The organism is Pseudomonas sp. AIG (genome assembly GCF_977020205.1).
In genome coordinates this window covers 82586-97543 of the sequence record NZ_CDROCK010000012.1, presented here as the reverse complement: position 1 = coordinate 97543, position 14958 = coordinate 82586, and the positions used below count along the sequence as shown (strand labels likewise).

Annotated in this window: 11 protein-coding genes; 2 read left to right on the top strand and 9 right to left on the bottom strand. The window is 59.6% G+C overall.

The features are described from left to right. Positions 1-172: 172 nt before the first annotated feature. From ACWR1S_RS10155 to ACWR1S_RS10145, 3 genes are read right to left on the bottom strand one after another with little or no spacing between them, the layout of a single operon-like run. On the bottom strand, positions 173-3325 hold the full coding sequence (locus ACWR1S_RS10155; protein WP_454563386.1) for a CusA/CzcA family heavy metal efflux RND transporter: 3153 nt from the start codon (positions 3323-3325) through the stop codon (positions 173-175). Between the two features lie 15 nt (positions 3326-3340). Next, positions 3341-4528: an efflux RND transporter periplasmic adaptor subunit gene (locus ACWR1S_RS10150; RefSeq protein WP_454563385.1), complete on the bottom strand. Its 1188-nt coding sequence runs from the start codon at positions 4526-4528 to the stop codon at positions 3341-3343. Between the two features lie 49 nt (positions 4529-4577). Further along, entirely contained in the window at positions 4578-5825 is a 1248-nt protein-coding gene (locus tag ACWR1S_RS10145) for a TolC family protein (protein WP_454563384.1), read from the bottom strand. Positions 5826-6419: 594 nt separating this feature from the next. On the opposite strand from ACWR1S_RS10145, the gene ACWR1S_RS10140 reads away from it, so the two are divergent. Together ACWR1S_RS10140 and ACWR1S_RS10135 are read left to right on the top strand one after the other, a co-directional pair. Continuing rightward, the gene (locus ACWR1S_RS10140) at positions 6420-7094 is read left to right on the top strand and encodes a heavy metal response regulator transcription factor (RefSeq protein WP_007920164.1); all 675 of its coding nucleotides are present in this window, start codon (positions 6420-6422) and stop codon (positions 7092-7094) included. Further along, a complete protein-coding gene (locus ACWR1S_RS10135; protein WP_454563383.1) occupies positions 7091-8524 on the top strand; it encodes a heavy metal sensor histidine kinase in 1434 nt (477 codons plus the stop codon). Before ACWR1S_RS10140 ends, ACWR1S_RS10135 begins: the two co-directional genes overlap by 4 nt. 394 nt (positions 8525-8918) lie before the next feature. On the opposite strand, the gene ACWR1S_RS10130 is transcribed toward ACWR1S_RS10135, so the two are convergent. Genes ACWR1S_RS10130 through ACWR1S_RS10105 form a run of 6 tightly spaced genes read right to left on the bottom strand, consistent with a single transcriptional unit; the run spans position 8919 to position 14883 of the window. Further along, positions 8919-10661, bottom strand: coding sequence for an ABC transporter substrate-binding protein (locus ACWR1S_RS10130; protein ID WP_454563382.1), 1743 nt, complete (start codon positions 10659-10661; stop codon positions 8919-8921). A gap of 47 nt (positions 10662-10708) precedes the next feature. Next, the gene (locus ACWR1S_RS10125) at positions 10709-10981 is read right to left on the bottom strand and encodes a DUF2160 domain-containing protein (RefSeq protein ID WP_007912485.1); all 273 of its coding nucleotides are present in this window, start codon (positions 10979-10981) and stop codon (positions 10709-10711) included. Positions 10982-10991: 10 nt separating this feature from the next. Further along, positions 10992-11786 (bottom strand): carbohydrate ABC transporter permease, encoded by a 795-nt coding sequence (locus ACWR1S_RS10120; protein WP_454563381.1) that lies wholly within the window; start codon positions 11784-11786, stop codon positions 10992-10994. 30 nt (positions 11787-11816) lie between these two features. Beyond that, a complete protein-coding gene (locus tag ACWR1S_RS10115) occupies positions 11817-12683 on the bottom strand; it encodes a carbohydrate ABC transporter permease (protein ID WP_007961995.1) in 867 nt (288 codons plus the stop codon). Continuing rightward, the gene (locus ACWR1S_RS10110; RefSeq protein WP_064389296.1) at positions 12680-13789 is read right to left on the bottom strand and encodes an ABC transporter ATP-binding protein; all 1110 of its coding nucleotides are present in this window, start codon (positions 13787-13789) and stop codon (positions 12680-12682) included. The genes ACWR1S_RS10115 and ACWR1S_RS10110 overlap by 4 nt, the downstream gene beginning before the upstream one ends. Further along, positions 13789-14883, bottom strand: coding sequence for an ABC transporter ATP-binding protein (locus tag ACWR1S_RS10105; RefSeq protein ID WP_007912480.1), 1095 nt, complete (start codon positions 14881-14883; stop codon positions 13789-13791). Before ACWR1S_RS10105 ends, ACWR1S_RS10110 begins: the two co-directional genes overlap by 1 nt. Between the last annotated feature and the right edge of the window lie 75 nt (positions 14884-14958).

Here is a 14958-nt window from a genome sequence, read left to right as displayed (position 1 = left end):
TATCGTGACGGTGGCGGGGACATTACATATCCGTTATCTCCAGGGCGCACTTCTGAAGTCGAACACAAAACCTGTAGGCCTTCGCCTGCTCGCGATAGCGGTGGGTCAGTCAATTTAGATCTGACCGATAGACCGCTATCGCGAGCAGGCGAAGGCCTACAGGGGGGATTACCTATTTAGTTGGAACGGCGTCCTCATCCCGGCGATGGGCGAGTTGATAGAGCGCCGGCAAGATCAGCAGCGTGAGGATCGTCGAGGACAGGATTCCGCCGATCACTACGGTGGCAAGCGGCCGCTGCACTTCGGCGCCTGTGCCGGTCGCAAGCGCCATCGGAATAAACCCCAGCGACGCCACCAGCGCGGTCATCAACACCGGCCGCAAACGCGTCAGCGCCCCCTCATGAATCGCGTCCGAAAGCGAGCGCCCCTCCTCACGCAAATTACGAATAAACGCAATCATCACCAACCCGTTCAACACTGCCACACCCGACAAAGCAATAAACCCGACACCCGCCGAAATCGACAGCGGAATATCCCGCAACCACAGCGCCATGACCCCACCCGTCAACGCAAACGGAATCCCGGTAAACACCAGCAAGCCGTCCTTCAGGTTGTTGAACATCATGAACAACAACCCGAACACCAACAGCAACGCCACCGGCACCACAATCTGCAAACGCTTGGCCGCCGATTGCAGTTGCTCGAACTGTCCGCCCCAACTGGTCCAGTAACCGGCCGGCACTTGCACATCACGTTCGATCACTTCGCCGGCCTCGCTGACGAACGAGCCGATATCACGCCCGCGCACGTTGGCGCTGACGATCACCAGACGCTTGCCGTTCTCGCGGCTGACCTGATTCGGCCCGAGCACCAGGTCGAGGCTGGCGACGTCTTGCAGCGCGATAAAGCCGATTTGATTCGCCGCGCCATTCAAAGGCGCCGGCACCGGAATCAGCAACGCCGACAAGCCGTCGATGTCCTTGCGCATGGCATCGGACAAGCGCACGACCATGTCGAAACGCCGATCACCCTCATACAACGTCCCGGCCTTACGCCCACCGACCGCAACGGCAATGGTGTCCTGCACATCACCCACATTCAGCCCATAACGCGCCGCCTTGTCGCGATCGATATTGATGGTCAGCACCGGCAAGCCAGTGGTTTGTTCGACCTTGACTTCAGAGGCGCCGTTAACCTTTTGCATTGCTGCGGCAATTTTCGCAGCGGTGGCGTTGAGCACGTCCATGTCATCGCCGAACACCTTCACCGCGACGTCACTGCGCACCCCGGAGATCAGTTCGTTGAAGCGCAGTTGAATCGGCTGCGACAGTTCATAGTTGCTGCCCGGCAGCGTTGCGGCGGCGGCTTGCAGTTCGGCCATCAAGGTTTCACGGGACTTGCCCGGGTCCGGCCACTGCTCTTTCGGCTTGAGCATCACATAGCTGTCGGAGATGTTCGGCGGCATCGGATCGGAAGCAATTTCCGCCGTGCCGGTGCGAGCAAAGACGCGTTCGACTTCCGGCACCTTCGCCAGAATCAGCGTTTCCAGGCGCTGCTGCATGTCCACCGATTGCGTCAGGCTGGTGCCCGGCACGCGCAAGGCTTGCAGGGCAAAATCGCCCTCACTGAGGCTCGGCACAAACTCGCTGCCCATGCGGCTGGTGAGCACACCGCTGAGCACGATCACGCCCAACGCCGCGCCCACTGCGATTGCGCGATGGGACATGACCCAAGCCAGCGCCGGCGCATAAACACGACGTGCGCCACGCATCACCGCGCCCTCTTCTTCCTTGACCTTGCCAGTCACGAACAGCGCAATCGCCGCCGGCACAAAGGTCACGGAAAGCAGCATGGCACCGAGCAAAGCGATGACCACAGTGAACGCCATCGGATGGAACATTTTCCCTTCGACGCCGCTCAGGGCGAAGATCGGCAGGTACACGACCATGATGATCAACTGGCCGAAAATCAGCGGTCGTCGCGCCTCTTTTGCCGCTGCAAAGACTTCCTTGAAACGCTCGGCACGGGTCAGCAAACGACCGTGGTGTTGCTGCGCATGGGCCAGGCGGCGCAGGGTGTTTTCAACGATCACCACCGCGCCGTCGACAATAATCCCGAAGTCCAGCGCACCAAGGCTCATCAGGTTGGCACTGACCTTGTTGCTGAACATGCCAGTAAAGGTGAACAGCATCGACAGCGGAATCACCATCGCAGTAATCAGCGCCGCGCGGATGTTGCCGAGGAACAGAAACAGAATCGCGATCACCAGAATCGCGCCTTCGATGAGGTTCTTTTTCACCGTGGCGATGGCTTTGTCGACCAGGTGCGTGCGGTCGTACACCGGCACGGCGATCACGCCTTGCGGAAGAGATTTGTTGATCTGTTCGAGCTTGCTGGCGACCGCTTGCGAGACCGTGCGGCTGTTCTCGCCGATCAACATGAACACCGTGCCGAGCACCACTTCACGACCGTTTTCCGTGGCCGCACCGCTGCGCAATTCGCGGCCGATTTCCACGCTGGCGACGTTCTTCACGCGGATCGGCGTGCCGTCGACATTGGCCATGACGATGTTGGCGATGTCCTCGGTGCTCGCCACTTGCCCCGGCGCGCGGATCAGCAATTGCTCGCCGCTGCGCTCGATGTAACCGGCGCCGACGTTGGCGTTGTTGCGTTCCAGCGCGGTGACCAGATCGGTGAGGGTCAGTTTGTACGCGGCCAGGCGTTTCGGGTCCGGCGCGATCTGATATTCCTTGGCGAAACCACCGATGGTGTTGATCTCGGCGACACCGGGTACGTTGCGCAATTGCGGCTTGATGATCCAGTCCTGAATCACCCGCAGATCGGTCGGCGTGTACGCGGTGCCGTCGTCCTTGAGCGCGCCCTCCTTCGCCTCGACTGTCCACAAAAAGATCTCGCCGAGACCGGTGGAAATCGGCCCCATGACCGCTTCCGCGCCTTCGGGCAATTGCTCCTTGGCGATCTGCAAGCGCTCGTTGACCAATTGGCGGGCGAAGAACAGGTCAGTGCCGTCCTTGAAGATCACCGTCACTTGCGAGAGGCCCGAGCGCGACAGCGAACGGGTCTGTTCGAGTGCCGGCAGACCGGCCATCGCGGTTTCAATCGGGAAGGTGATGCGCTGTTCGGTTTCCAGCGGCGAGAACCCGGCGGCGCCGGTGTTGATCTGCACCTGGACGTTAGTGATGTCGGGCACGGCGTCGATCGGCAGTTTTTGATAACTGGCGATGCCGAGGCCGGCCATGAGCAGAACGGCGAGCAGGACGATGATGCGCTGCTCGATGGCAAACTGGATCAGGCGTTCGAACATGAGGACCTTCCGGGATCAGTGGGAATGCTCGGCCGAGGCTTTGCCCAGTTCCGATTTGAGGACGAAGCTGCCGGCGCTGGCGACTTGCACGCCCGGTTCCAGGCCTTGAGTGATTTCCACATGGCCGGCGGCGCGGCTGCCCAGCTCTACCGCGCGCGCTTCGAAGCCGTCGTCGGTACGCACGAACACCGTGGGTTTGTCCTCTACGGTCTGGATCGCGGTTTCCGGCACGGCGACTTTCGCTTCGCGGCTGTCGGTCGCGACCAGCGCAGTGACGAACAGACCGGGGCGCCATGAGCCTTGCGGGTTTTCCAGGGTGACGCGAACGGTCGCGGTGCGGGTTTGCTCGCCGAGCAGACTGCCGACGTAAGCCACGCTGCCAACCACTTCCGCGTTGAGTTCCGGGGCGCTGACGGTGACCGCTTTGCCTACTTGAACCTTGTTCAGATCCTTCGGTGAAACGCCGAACGTCACCCACACTCGCGACAAATCCGAGAGGGTGAACGCCGCCGTGGTTTCATCGACCACCTCGCCCGGCGTCAGGTGTTTTTCCACCACCACGCCATCGAACGGCGCGCGCAGTTCATAGCGATTGCCGCCGGTGGCGACCACGCTGCCGCTGAGCACGCTGATCTTTTGCCGGGCATTGCTTACGGCAATTTCTGCCTCTTGCAGTGCCTGGCGCGCCTGGAGGAAATCCTGCTCGGCCGAGATTTTGTCCTGCCAGAGCTTTTTCTCGCGCTCATAGGTGGTGCGCGCCAAGGCCAAACGACGTTGCGCGGCGGCTTGTTCGCTGCGTTGATCAGAGATCTGCTGACTGGCGATCACCGCCAGCAACTGGCCCTTCTTCACCGTTTGCCCGAGGTTGACCGCCACCGACTCGACCACGCCCGGCACGCGCGGCACGACGTGGGCGGTGCGGTCTTCGTCGAAGCGCACTTCGCCGGGGAACGGCAGGCCGAGGCTGAGGTTCTGCGCCTTTGCTTCGGCGAGTTGAATACCGGCAGCGGTGATCTGTTCGGCGCTCAATTCAATGTGTCCTTCTTCGGCATGTTCAGCCGCTGCACCTTCTTCAGCGTGATCGGCATGCTCGGAAGCCTCGTCGGCATGCGCGTCGATGCTTGCGTTACCTGACCACTGCGAGCCGATACCAATGCCCAGTGCCAATGTCGCCACCGCGACCACCATCAGTTTTTTATCCATGGAAACTCCTCTGCGCCGTAGCTGCGCGCAGTGATGTGAAAGGTGAAATTCAACGGCTGACGTTGAGGTCGCCGAAGATCCGTTCGATGCGTACGCGGGCGTCGGTCGCCTCGCTGACGGCCTGGATGTACTGGCTGCGAGCGCTGATCAATGTGCGTTGCGCATCGAGCACATCGAGGAAGCCGAACTTGCCCATTTCGAAACCGCGCGTGGCGCTGTCGACCGCACTTTGCGCGGCGGGCAGGATGGTCTGGTTGAACGCAGTGACTTCGCCGTTGGCGGTCTGCCATTGCTCGAGGCTGGTCTGGATTTCCGTGCGCAAGCGCAGCTCGGTGGCGTTGCGCAGATCCCGCGCCTGATCGGTGCGGCGCGCTGCGGCGAGCACGTTGCCCTGATTGCGGTTGAACAGCGGAATCGGCATCGACAGGCCGACCACGTTGACCCGCTCGCGCTCGGTTTCGCTGTATTGGCTGCCGATGCTCACGGTGAGATCGGGGATGCGCTGGGACTTTTCCAGGCCCAACGATGCTTCGCGCTGATCGATCTGCAACTTGGCCAGACGCAGTTCGGCAGTCTCGTTCAGACGCTCGAGCAATCGTGTCGGTGGTGGTACGGCCGGCATGTTTTGCGTGGGGGCCTGCACCTTGGTCGAGGTCGGCAACGGCGCGCCCATGACTTGCGCCAATTGTTGGTACGCGGTGGCCTGATCGCGCTCGGCGCGGCTCAGCTCCAGGCGCACTTCCGAGAGCTGCACTTGCGCCCGCGTGCCCTCAACCGGCGACGATTTACCCGCCTCGATGCGCCCCTGCGCCACGCGTAAACCGTGCTCGGCCAGTTGCAGCGACTGGCGCGACAGCTGCAAACGTTGCTGCGCGGTTTGCGCGCTGTTGAACGCCTGAATCACATCGGCACGCAAGGCATTGCGCTTGCGCGCAAGCTCGATGCCGGCAGCGTCTTGCGCACGGCTGGCGACATCGATGCGTGCACCGCGTTTGCCGCCCAGCTCAATCGGCTGACTGAGCATCACCGTGGTGGTGCGCGAATTGCGCCGAGTGTCCTCGGCCTCCCACGACACTTCGGGATTGGGGATCAGACCGGCCTGTTGGCGGTCACCTTCGGCAATGCCGATTTCCCATTGCGCGGCGGCTAAATCCGGGTTGCCGGCGAAAGCGCTTTGCAGGGCTTGATCCAGGGTCAGGGTCGCGGCGTTTGCAAGGCTGGTACAGGCCAGCAACAGGATGCCGCTGGCGGTTTTTTTCAGGCGTGATCGCGCCGTCAGTTCTATTAAACCGGGCAATGGAAGACTTCCTTTATTCAAGTATCTCGGATGCCGCCACGGTAGGGTTTTGAACTTATCGACAAGGTGACTGGAACATTACAAATCTGTTATCCACGGTTTGCGGAAGTTGTTTTGTTCTAGGATGCGAAGTGCAATCGGCGTTATCGAAATACATCGAAACAAAAACACGGTAGTTATCTGCTGAATTGCACTTGCAGGAATCAAACTCATGGGAATTTTGTGGCTTTTGCTGCGACCGGCTGTCGCAGAGCACCGTTTTAAAGCGCTTGGTGGTTGACCCTGTAGCCGCTACAACCTTTATTGTCCGCACTTCCCCTCACCCCAGCCCTCTCCCGGGGGGAGAGGGAGCTGACCGAGGTGTATGACACTTTCCACCGACCTGTTAAATCAAGTCGACTATGGATTCCGTAAAGATGTTCCACGTCGGTGCAGTTCTGAAGCATCCCACGTTTAGTCCCCTCTCCCTCTGGGAGAGGGTTAGGGTGAGGGGCTTCTTATCGTTATTGAACAACGTCCGGAAGACCTTAAAAAAACAATAACTTTCCCAGTCACCTAAATTAAATACCCATTAAATATAAGTGGTGAAAGATCATGCGAATCCTTGTCGTCGAGGACGAGCTTAAAGCTGCCGAATACTTGCATCAGGGTTTGACCGAAAGTGGTTATGTTGTTGACCACGCCGCCACCGGTGCCGATGGCCTGCACCTGGCGCAACAGCAGGCCTATGACCTGATTATTCTCGACGTGAACCTGCCGGAACTGGATGGCTGGGGTGTGCTGGAACAACTGCGTCGCACCCACTCCACGCGGGTGATGATGCTCACCGCGCGCGGGCGTCTGGCAGACAAGATTCGCGGTCTCGATCTGGGTGCCGACGATTATCTGGTCAAGCCATTCGAGTTTCCCGAACTGCTGGCGCGGGTGCGCACCTTGATGCGTCGTAGCGAAAACATCCCGGTGCCGCAGGTGTTGAAAGTCGCCGATCTGGAACTCGATCCGGGCCGCCATCGCGCGTTTCGTGGTGCGCAGCGTATCGACCTGACCACCAAGGAGTTCGCCCTGCTGCACCTGCTGATGCGCCAGTCCGGCGAAGTGCTGACCCGCACGCAGATCATCTCGCTGGTGTGGGACATGAATTTCGACTGCGACACCAATGTGGTCGAGGTGTCGATCCGCCGTTTGCGGGCGAAGATCGACGACCCGTTCGACAGCAAACTCATACACACCCTGCGCGGTGTCGGCTATGTGTTGGAGGCGCGGGAATGAAGCCTTCCAGCCTGTCAATGCGCCTCGGTTTGACGGTGAGTATTCTCGGCGCGCTGCTGGTGGTTTTTTTGGCGATCCTCGCCTATTTCGCGCTGACCCATGAGCTGAACGCGCTATCGCGCGACAGTCTGGAAAAGAAGATGGCGCAGGTCGAGCACAGCCTGTCGTTGTACGTCGATGCCAATGAAATCACCGGCAAACCGCACATTCTGCTCGATCAGGTCATGGGCCATGACAACCTGACGCTGACGATTTATGACCGCTCGAAGCTGCGCGCGCCGCTGCTCAAATCCGGCAGCGGTTTGACCGATCCACGGGTTGAATTGAAAGCGGTGCGGGCGACCACTGATCAATTGACCTACTCCGACAGCATTGATGCTGAAGGGGCGAAATTCCTCACGGTTTCCAAGCTGATTCGTCTCAAGGACGGCAACAGCGTGCCGGTGCTGCTGTCGATGGACAACGCGCACGATCAGGCCTTGCTCAGCGCCTATCTGCGCTCGACGCTGATGGCCTTGCCGTTGTTGCTGGTGTTTATCGGCTTGACCGCGTGGGGCGCGGTGCAACGCGGGTTGGCGCCGCTGCGCGAGTTTCGCAAAGTGGCGGCGATGGTCTCGACCCAGGACCTGGAACATCGATTGTCCGTGGTCAACATGCCGCAGGAATTGAGCGAACTGGCGCAGGGCATCAACTTCATGCTGCATCGGCTGGACGCCGGGGTGCAGCAGTTGTCGCAGTTCTCAGATGACCTGGCGCATGAGCTGCGCACACCGATCAACAACCTGATGGGCAAGGCGCAGGTGACCTTGTCCCGCGAGCGCACGACCGAGGAATACAAGGACGTGCTGGTGTCGTGCACCGAGGAACTGGAGCGTGTGGCGCGGATTGTCTCGGACATGTTGTTTCTCGCGCAGGTAAGTCATCCGTCGGCGCTGGCGCCGTTTGAATCGGTGGCGCTGCAGGTTGAAGTGGCGAAAGTCGCCGAGATGTTTTCGTTGTCGGCGCAGGATAAGCAGATCCATTTGAATGTCATTGGCAGCGCACAGGTGATGGGCGATCGGCTGATGATTCAGCGGGCTATTTCGAATTTGCTGTCGAATGCGCTGCGCCACTGCCCTGCTGGGAAAACCGTGACGCTGCTGATTGAACAGAGTGCGACGCAGGCCTCCCTGCTGGTCAGCAACCCCGGCGCCGGGATTGGGGCGCAACCCCTGCCACATCTGTTCGACCGCTTCTACCGCGTCGACAGCAGCCGCTCACGCTCGCAGGGCAGCACGGGGTTGGGGCTGGCGATCGTGCGCTCGATCATGAGCCTGCATCAGGGTGTGGCGGAGGTTAAGAGCTTGCCGGGGGCGATGACCGTGTTTCGTCTTGGGTTTCCTGCGGTGACGCCAATGACCCCTTCGCTTGCAGGCAAGCTCCCACAGTGATTTGCGGGGTACTCAGGATTGTGGACACCACTGAAACCTGTAGGCCTTCGCCTGCTCGCGATGGCGGTAGGTCCTTCAATATCTGCACTGCCTGATACTCAGCCTTCGCGAGCAAGCTCACTCCCACAGGGACAATAGTCATCCACAAAATGTGTGGACACCGCCAAAACCTGTGGGAGCTTGCCTGCAAGCGATGGCGGCGGGTCAGTCGATATCTTTTTCGACTGACACACCGCTATCGCGAGCAGGCGAAGGCCTACAGGTTTTTGTGTCGTTCACAGATGCGGTGTACGCCGCAAACCTCTGTAGGAGTGAGCCTGCTCGCGATAGCAATGGCACAGGCAGTAAAGAAAACGGCACCTTCCGGTGCCGTTCGCCTTTCACACTTCCCCTATCACTTGCGCGCATCCGCCCACGATTTCAGCAGTTCGTTGTAGCTCACGGTCTCGCCCTTCGGCTTCTCGTTGGCCAGTTTCGGTTTCGGTGCGCCCGGCTGATCAAACCAGTATTGCGCATCGCGTTCCGGGTTCATCTTCGGTGCACACACTGCTTGGGCCTTGGAGCGTTCGAGGCGCGTCATGATCGCGTCCTGATCCTTGGCCAAGCCATCCAGCGCCTGTTGCGGGGTCTTCTCGCCGCTGGCCGCTTCGGCGATGTGGCTCCACCACAGTTGCGCCAGACGCGGGTAGTCCGGCACGTTGGTCCCGGTCGGGGTCCATTGCACGCGGGCCGGGCTGCGGTAGAACTCGACCAGGCCACCGAGTTTCGGCGCCAGATCGGTCATCGCTTGCGAATTGATGTCCGACTCGCGAATCGGCGTCAGGCCGACGATGGTTTTCTTCAACGAGACAGTTTTCGAGGTGACGAACTGCGCGTACAGCCACGCCGCCAGCTTCTGCTTCTCAGGCGTGGATTTCATGAACGTCCACGAACCCACGTCCTGATAACCGAGCTTCATGCCCTCTTCCCAATACGGCCCGCGCGGCGATGGCGCCATGCGCCATTTCGGCGTGCCGTCGGCGTTGACCACCGGCAGGCCCGGTTTGGTCATGTCAGCGGTGAACGCGGTGTACCAGAAGATCTGCTGCGCGATGTTGCCCTGCGACGGCACCGGGCCCGACTCGGAGAAGGTCATGCCCGCCGCTTCCGGTGGTGCATAAGCCTTGAGCCAGTCGACGTATTTCTGCGTGGCGAACACCGCCGCCGGGCCGTTGGTATCGCCGCCGCGAGTCACGCTGGAACCCACCGGGTGGCAGTCCTCGACACGAATCCCCCACTCGTCCACCGGCAAACCGTTGGGCAAACCCTTGTCGCCGCCACCGGCCATGGAGAACCAGGCATCGGTGAAGCGCCAGCCCAGCGACGGGTCTTTCTTGCCGTAGTCCATGTGTCCGTAAACGCGTTTGCCGTCGATTTCCTTGACGTCTTCGCTGAAGAATTTGGCGATGTCTTCATAGGCCGACCAGTTCACCGGCACGCCCAATTCGTAGCCGTACTTTTCCTTGAACTTGGCTTTCAGATCGGCGCGTTCAAACCAGTCGGCGCGGAACCAGTAGAGGTTGGCGAATTGCTGGTCGGGCAGTTGATAGATCTTGCCGTCCGGCGCGGTGGTGAACGAGATGCCGATGAAGTCCTTGATGTCGAGGGTCGGCGAAGTGAAGTTCTTGCCTTCGTTGGCCATCAGGTCGGTGATCGATTCGGTTTTTCCGTAGCGAAAGTGCGTACCGATCAGGTCCGAGTCATTGACCCAGCCGTCATAAATATTCTTGTCGGACTGCATCACCGTCTGCATTTTCTCGACCACGTCGCCTTCTTGCAGCAGGTCGTGGGTGAGCTTGATCCCGGTGATTTCGCTGAAGGCCTTGGCCAGCACTTTCGACTCGTATTCGTGGGTGGTCAGGGTCTCGGAAACGACCTTGATCTCCATGCCGCGAAACGGCTCGGCGGCCTTGATGAACCACTTCAACTCTTCGAGTTGCTGCTCGGCCGTCAGGGTCGACGGTTTGAATTCACTGCCGATCCATTTTTTCGCCGCGTCTTCGTAGGCATCGGCCCACGCGGCGGCGCTCAAACCGCTGAGTGCCAGCATGGCTGCCAATGAAATGCTATGTCGCAGCTTATTGTTTTTGTCGAACATAGAGACCTCCTGTTTAAGTTGTGGAGCCGCGTTGCCGAACGACTCGACTAGCCCCAACGCATCACAGCCAACAGCCACACCAGGGACAACGCGGACGCCACCCAGATGCTCCAGTCGGTGGCGCCGATCACCAGCAAATGCAGGTAGGCGCTGCCGAGAAGACCGATAAACAAGCGATCGCCACGGGTGGTGGCAATCGGTAGAAAACCTCGCCGCAGGATGCTCGGCGAACGCAATTCCCAGGTGGTCATGCCGACCAGAATCAGGCCGATGACGATGAAGAACGCGGCTGTCGGGGTGGTCCAACTCATCCATTCCATCATCAGCTCCTCAGACCCGACCGAGGGCAAAGCCCTTGGCCACGTGGTTGCGAACAAACCAGATCACCAGCATGCCCGGCAGAATGGTCAGCACCCCCGCCGCTGCCAGCACGCCCCAATCGATACCCGATGCAGAAACCGTGCGCGTCATCACCGCCGCAATTGGCTTGGCGTTTACCGAGGTCAACGTGCGCGCGAGGAGCAGTTCGACCCAGGAAAACATAAAGCAGAAAAACGCCGTGACACCGATCCCGGAACCGATCAGCGGGATGAAAATCTTCACGAAGAACTTGGGGAAACTGTAGCCGTCGATGTAGGCGGTTTCGTCAATTTCCTTCGGAACCCCAGACATGAAACCTTCGAGAATCCACACCGCCAATGGCACGTTAAACAGGCAATGCGCCAAGGCCACGGCGATGTGCGTATCGAACAGGCCAATCGACGAATACAACTGGAAGAACGGCAGCAAAAATACCGCTGGCGGCGCCATACGGTTGGTCAGCAGCCAGAAGAACAGGTGCTTGTCGCCGAGAAAACGGTAGCGCGAAAACGCATACGCCGCCGGCAACGCCACGCTCAGCGAGATCACCGTGTTCAAACTCACGTAATACAGCGAGTTGAGATAACCGTTGTACCAACTCGGATCAGTGAAGATCACCTTGTAGTTGTGCCAGGTGAAATCCTGCGGAAATAGCGTCAGGCCACCGAGGATTTCGGTGTTGCTCTTGAACGACATGTTCAGCAGCCAGTAGATCGGCACCAGCAGAAACAGGATGTACACCAGCAGTGGAATAACTTTTTTCATAGGGGTAAGCCGTTTGCTCATGGCCGGGCCTCAGCGGTTGGCGTCGGAGTGCGTCATGGCGGTGTAGAACAGCCAGGACACCAACAGGATGATCAGGAAGTACACCAGCGAAAACGCCGCTGCCGGACCGAGGTCGAATTGTCCTACGGCCATCTGGGTCAACGTCTGACTCAAGAAGGTCGTGGCATTACCCGGCCCGCCGCCGGTGAGCACGAACGGCTCGGTGTAGATCATGAAACTGTCCATGAAGCGCAGCATCACCGCGATCAGCAGCACGCTCTTCAGCTTGGGCAATTGAATATGCCTGAACACCGCCCACGCCGAGGCCCGATCAATGCGCGCGGCCTGGTAATACACATCGGGAATCGCGCGCAAACCGGAGAAGCACAGCAGCGCTACCAGTGAAGTCCAGTGCCAGACGTCCATCACCAGCACCGTCACCCAGGCGTCCATGGTGTTGGCCGCGTAGTTGTAGCTGATGCCCAGCGCATTGAGGCTGGAACCGAGCAGACCGATGTCGGCACGGCCGAAAATCTGCCAGATGGTGCCGACCACGTTCCACGGGATCAGCAACGGAATCGCCAGAATGATCAGCACCACCGACGACCAGCGGCCCTTGGTCGGCATGGTCAGCGCGACGGCAATACCCAGCGGAATTTCAATCAACAACACACAAGCTGAATAGATGAACTGGCGCAGCAATGAGTCGTGCAGACGTGGATCGAGCAGCACTTGCTTGTACCAGTCGGCGCCGACGAAATAGCGGCTGGACTGGTCGAAAATGTCCTGCACCGAATAGTTGACCACGGTCATCATCGGGATCACCGCACTGAACGCCACCAGCAGAAACACCGGCAACACCAGCCACCAGGCCTTGTTGTTCTGCACCTTGTTCATGGCTGCACCTCTTCGTCGGCTTCAAGCAGAAACTCATCGGCATAAACCATCAGCCACTGCGCCGGAAAACTGATGTACGCCGTGCCCTGCGGCACCGGTTTGTCCTCGGCCAGACGTACTTTCAACGGGGCGCCGTCGAGGTCGAGGGTCATGATCTTGTAGGTGCCGAGGTCTTCGACGTGTACGACCCGGGCCTGCATCGCGTCATCAAACGGCTCGTCCCACACGTGAATGAACTCGGGACGGATGCCGACCTTCAGATTTTTCCACTGACCGTGTTCGATATGCCGTTGCATGGCGTCAGACAGCGGCAGATGCGTCGAAGCGAAACCGACGCCACCGGGCTGCGGCTGCACCTCGATCAGGTTCATCCCCGGGCTGCCGATGAAGTAGCCGACAAAGGTGTGGCTCGGCCGCTCGAACAATTCCCGTGGCGTGCCGAACTGGACAATCTGACCGCCGTACATCACCGCGATCTTGTCGGCGAAAGTCGAAGCCTCCAGTTGATCGTGGGTGACGTAGACCATGGTGATGTTGAACTGCTCGTGGATCTGCTTGAGCTTGCGCCGCAGTTTCCACTTCAGGTGCGGGTCGATCACCGTCAGCGGTTCATCGAAAAGAATCGCCGAAACGTCGTCACGGACCAGACCACGGCCCATCGAAACTTTCTGTTTTTCGTCGGCGGTGAGGTTGCGCGCCTTTTTGCTCAGCAGGTTTTGCAGGTCGAGGACTTCGGCAATTTCCTGCACTTTGCTGTGCACTTTCGCCTCGGCCATGCCCTGATTGCGCAACGGAAAGGCGAGGTTATCGAACACGGTCATGGTGTCGTAGACCACCGGAAACTGGAAAACCTGAGCGATGTTGCGCTTTTCCGGCGTCAGGTCGTTGACCGCTTTGCCGTCGAACAACACATGGCCCTGCGAAGGGCTGAGCAGGCCGGAAATGATGTTGAGCAACGTTGACTTGCCGCAACCCGACGGCCCGAGCAAGGCGTAAGCACCGCCCTGCTCCCAGACGTGATCCATCTCGCGGATCGCGTAATCCTCCGCGCCGCTCGGGGTTTTGCTGTAGCTGTGGGCGAGGTGCTGCAAACGGATTTCGGCCATCAGGCAACCCTCGCGACACGCCGGCCCGGTGCTTGCACCAGACGGCCCTGCGCATCGAAAACGAACAGTTTATGGGTCGGGATGTAAATGCGGATCGGCGCATCGACGTCGTATTCGTGAACGCCGGGCAGGTGCAGCACCAGCAGAAAATGCTCGTTGCGCACGTGCAGGAAGGTTTCCGAACCACTGATCTCGGCGACTTCGACAGTGACCGCCAGTTCGAGGTCGTCATCGTTGCTCGGCACCAGCGAGATGTGGCTGGGGCGCACGCCAAAACGGAACTCGCCCTCGCCTACCGGACGCAGATCGACGTTCAACGGGAAGTGGACAAAATTGGCGAAACTGACTTCGTTGCCGGCGATGCGCCCGGGCATCAGGTTGATCGGTGGCTCGGAAAACAATTCAGCGGCGAGCACGGTTTGCGGCTGGTGATACACCGAGGTCGACGGGCCGCTCTGAATCACCCGGCCTTCGTGAAGAATGGTCGTGGTACCGCCGAGTGCCAGCGCTTCGTTGGGTTCGGTGGTGGCGTAAATGGCAATGGTGTGCCGCGCCTTGAACAGCTCGCGCATTTCCTGACGCAGTTCTTCGCGCAGTTTGTAGTCGAGGTTGACCAGCGGCTCATCGAACAGAATCAGCTCGGCATCCTTGACCAATGCGCGGGCCATGGCGGTGCGCTGCTGTTGGCCGCCGGAGAGTTCCAGCGGATAGCGCTGCAGAAACTTCTCGATGCGCAGCATCTTCGCGGTTTCCTGCACTTTGCTGTGGATGATCTCTTTCGACACACCGGCCTGACGCAGTGGCGAGGCGATGTTCTCGAACACGGTCATGGTCGGGTAGTTGATGAACTGCTGATAGACCATCGACACGTTGCGCAGACGCACCGGGCGTTGGGTGACGTCGACGCCGTTCATCAGGATGCGACCGCTGTCGGGCTTATCGAGCCCGGCCATTAAACGCATGAGGCTGGTTTTGCCGGACAGCGTACGGCCGAGCAAAACGTTGAACGAACCGGGTTCGAATTTCAGGCACGCATCGTCGATCCAGGTCTGGCCCTCGACGGTACGGCTGACGTGCTCCAGGGTGAGTGACATGGCTCGGCCTTTTTATTATTGGAGTCAAGCGACCTGTGCACGGGAGCGAGTTTCGTGCCAGAAATGGCAAGTGCT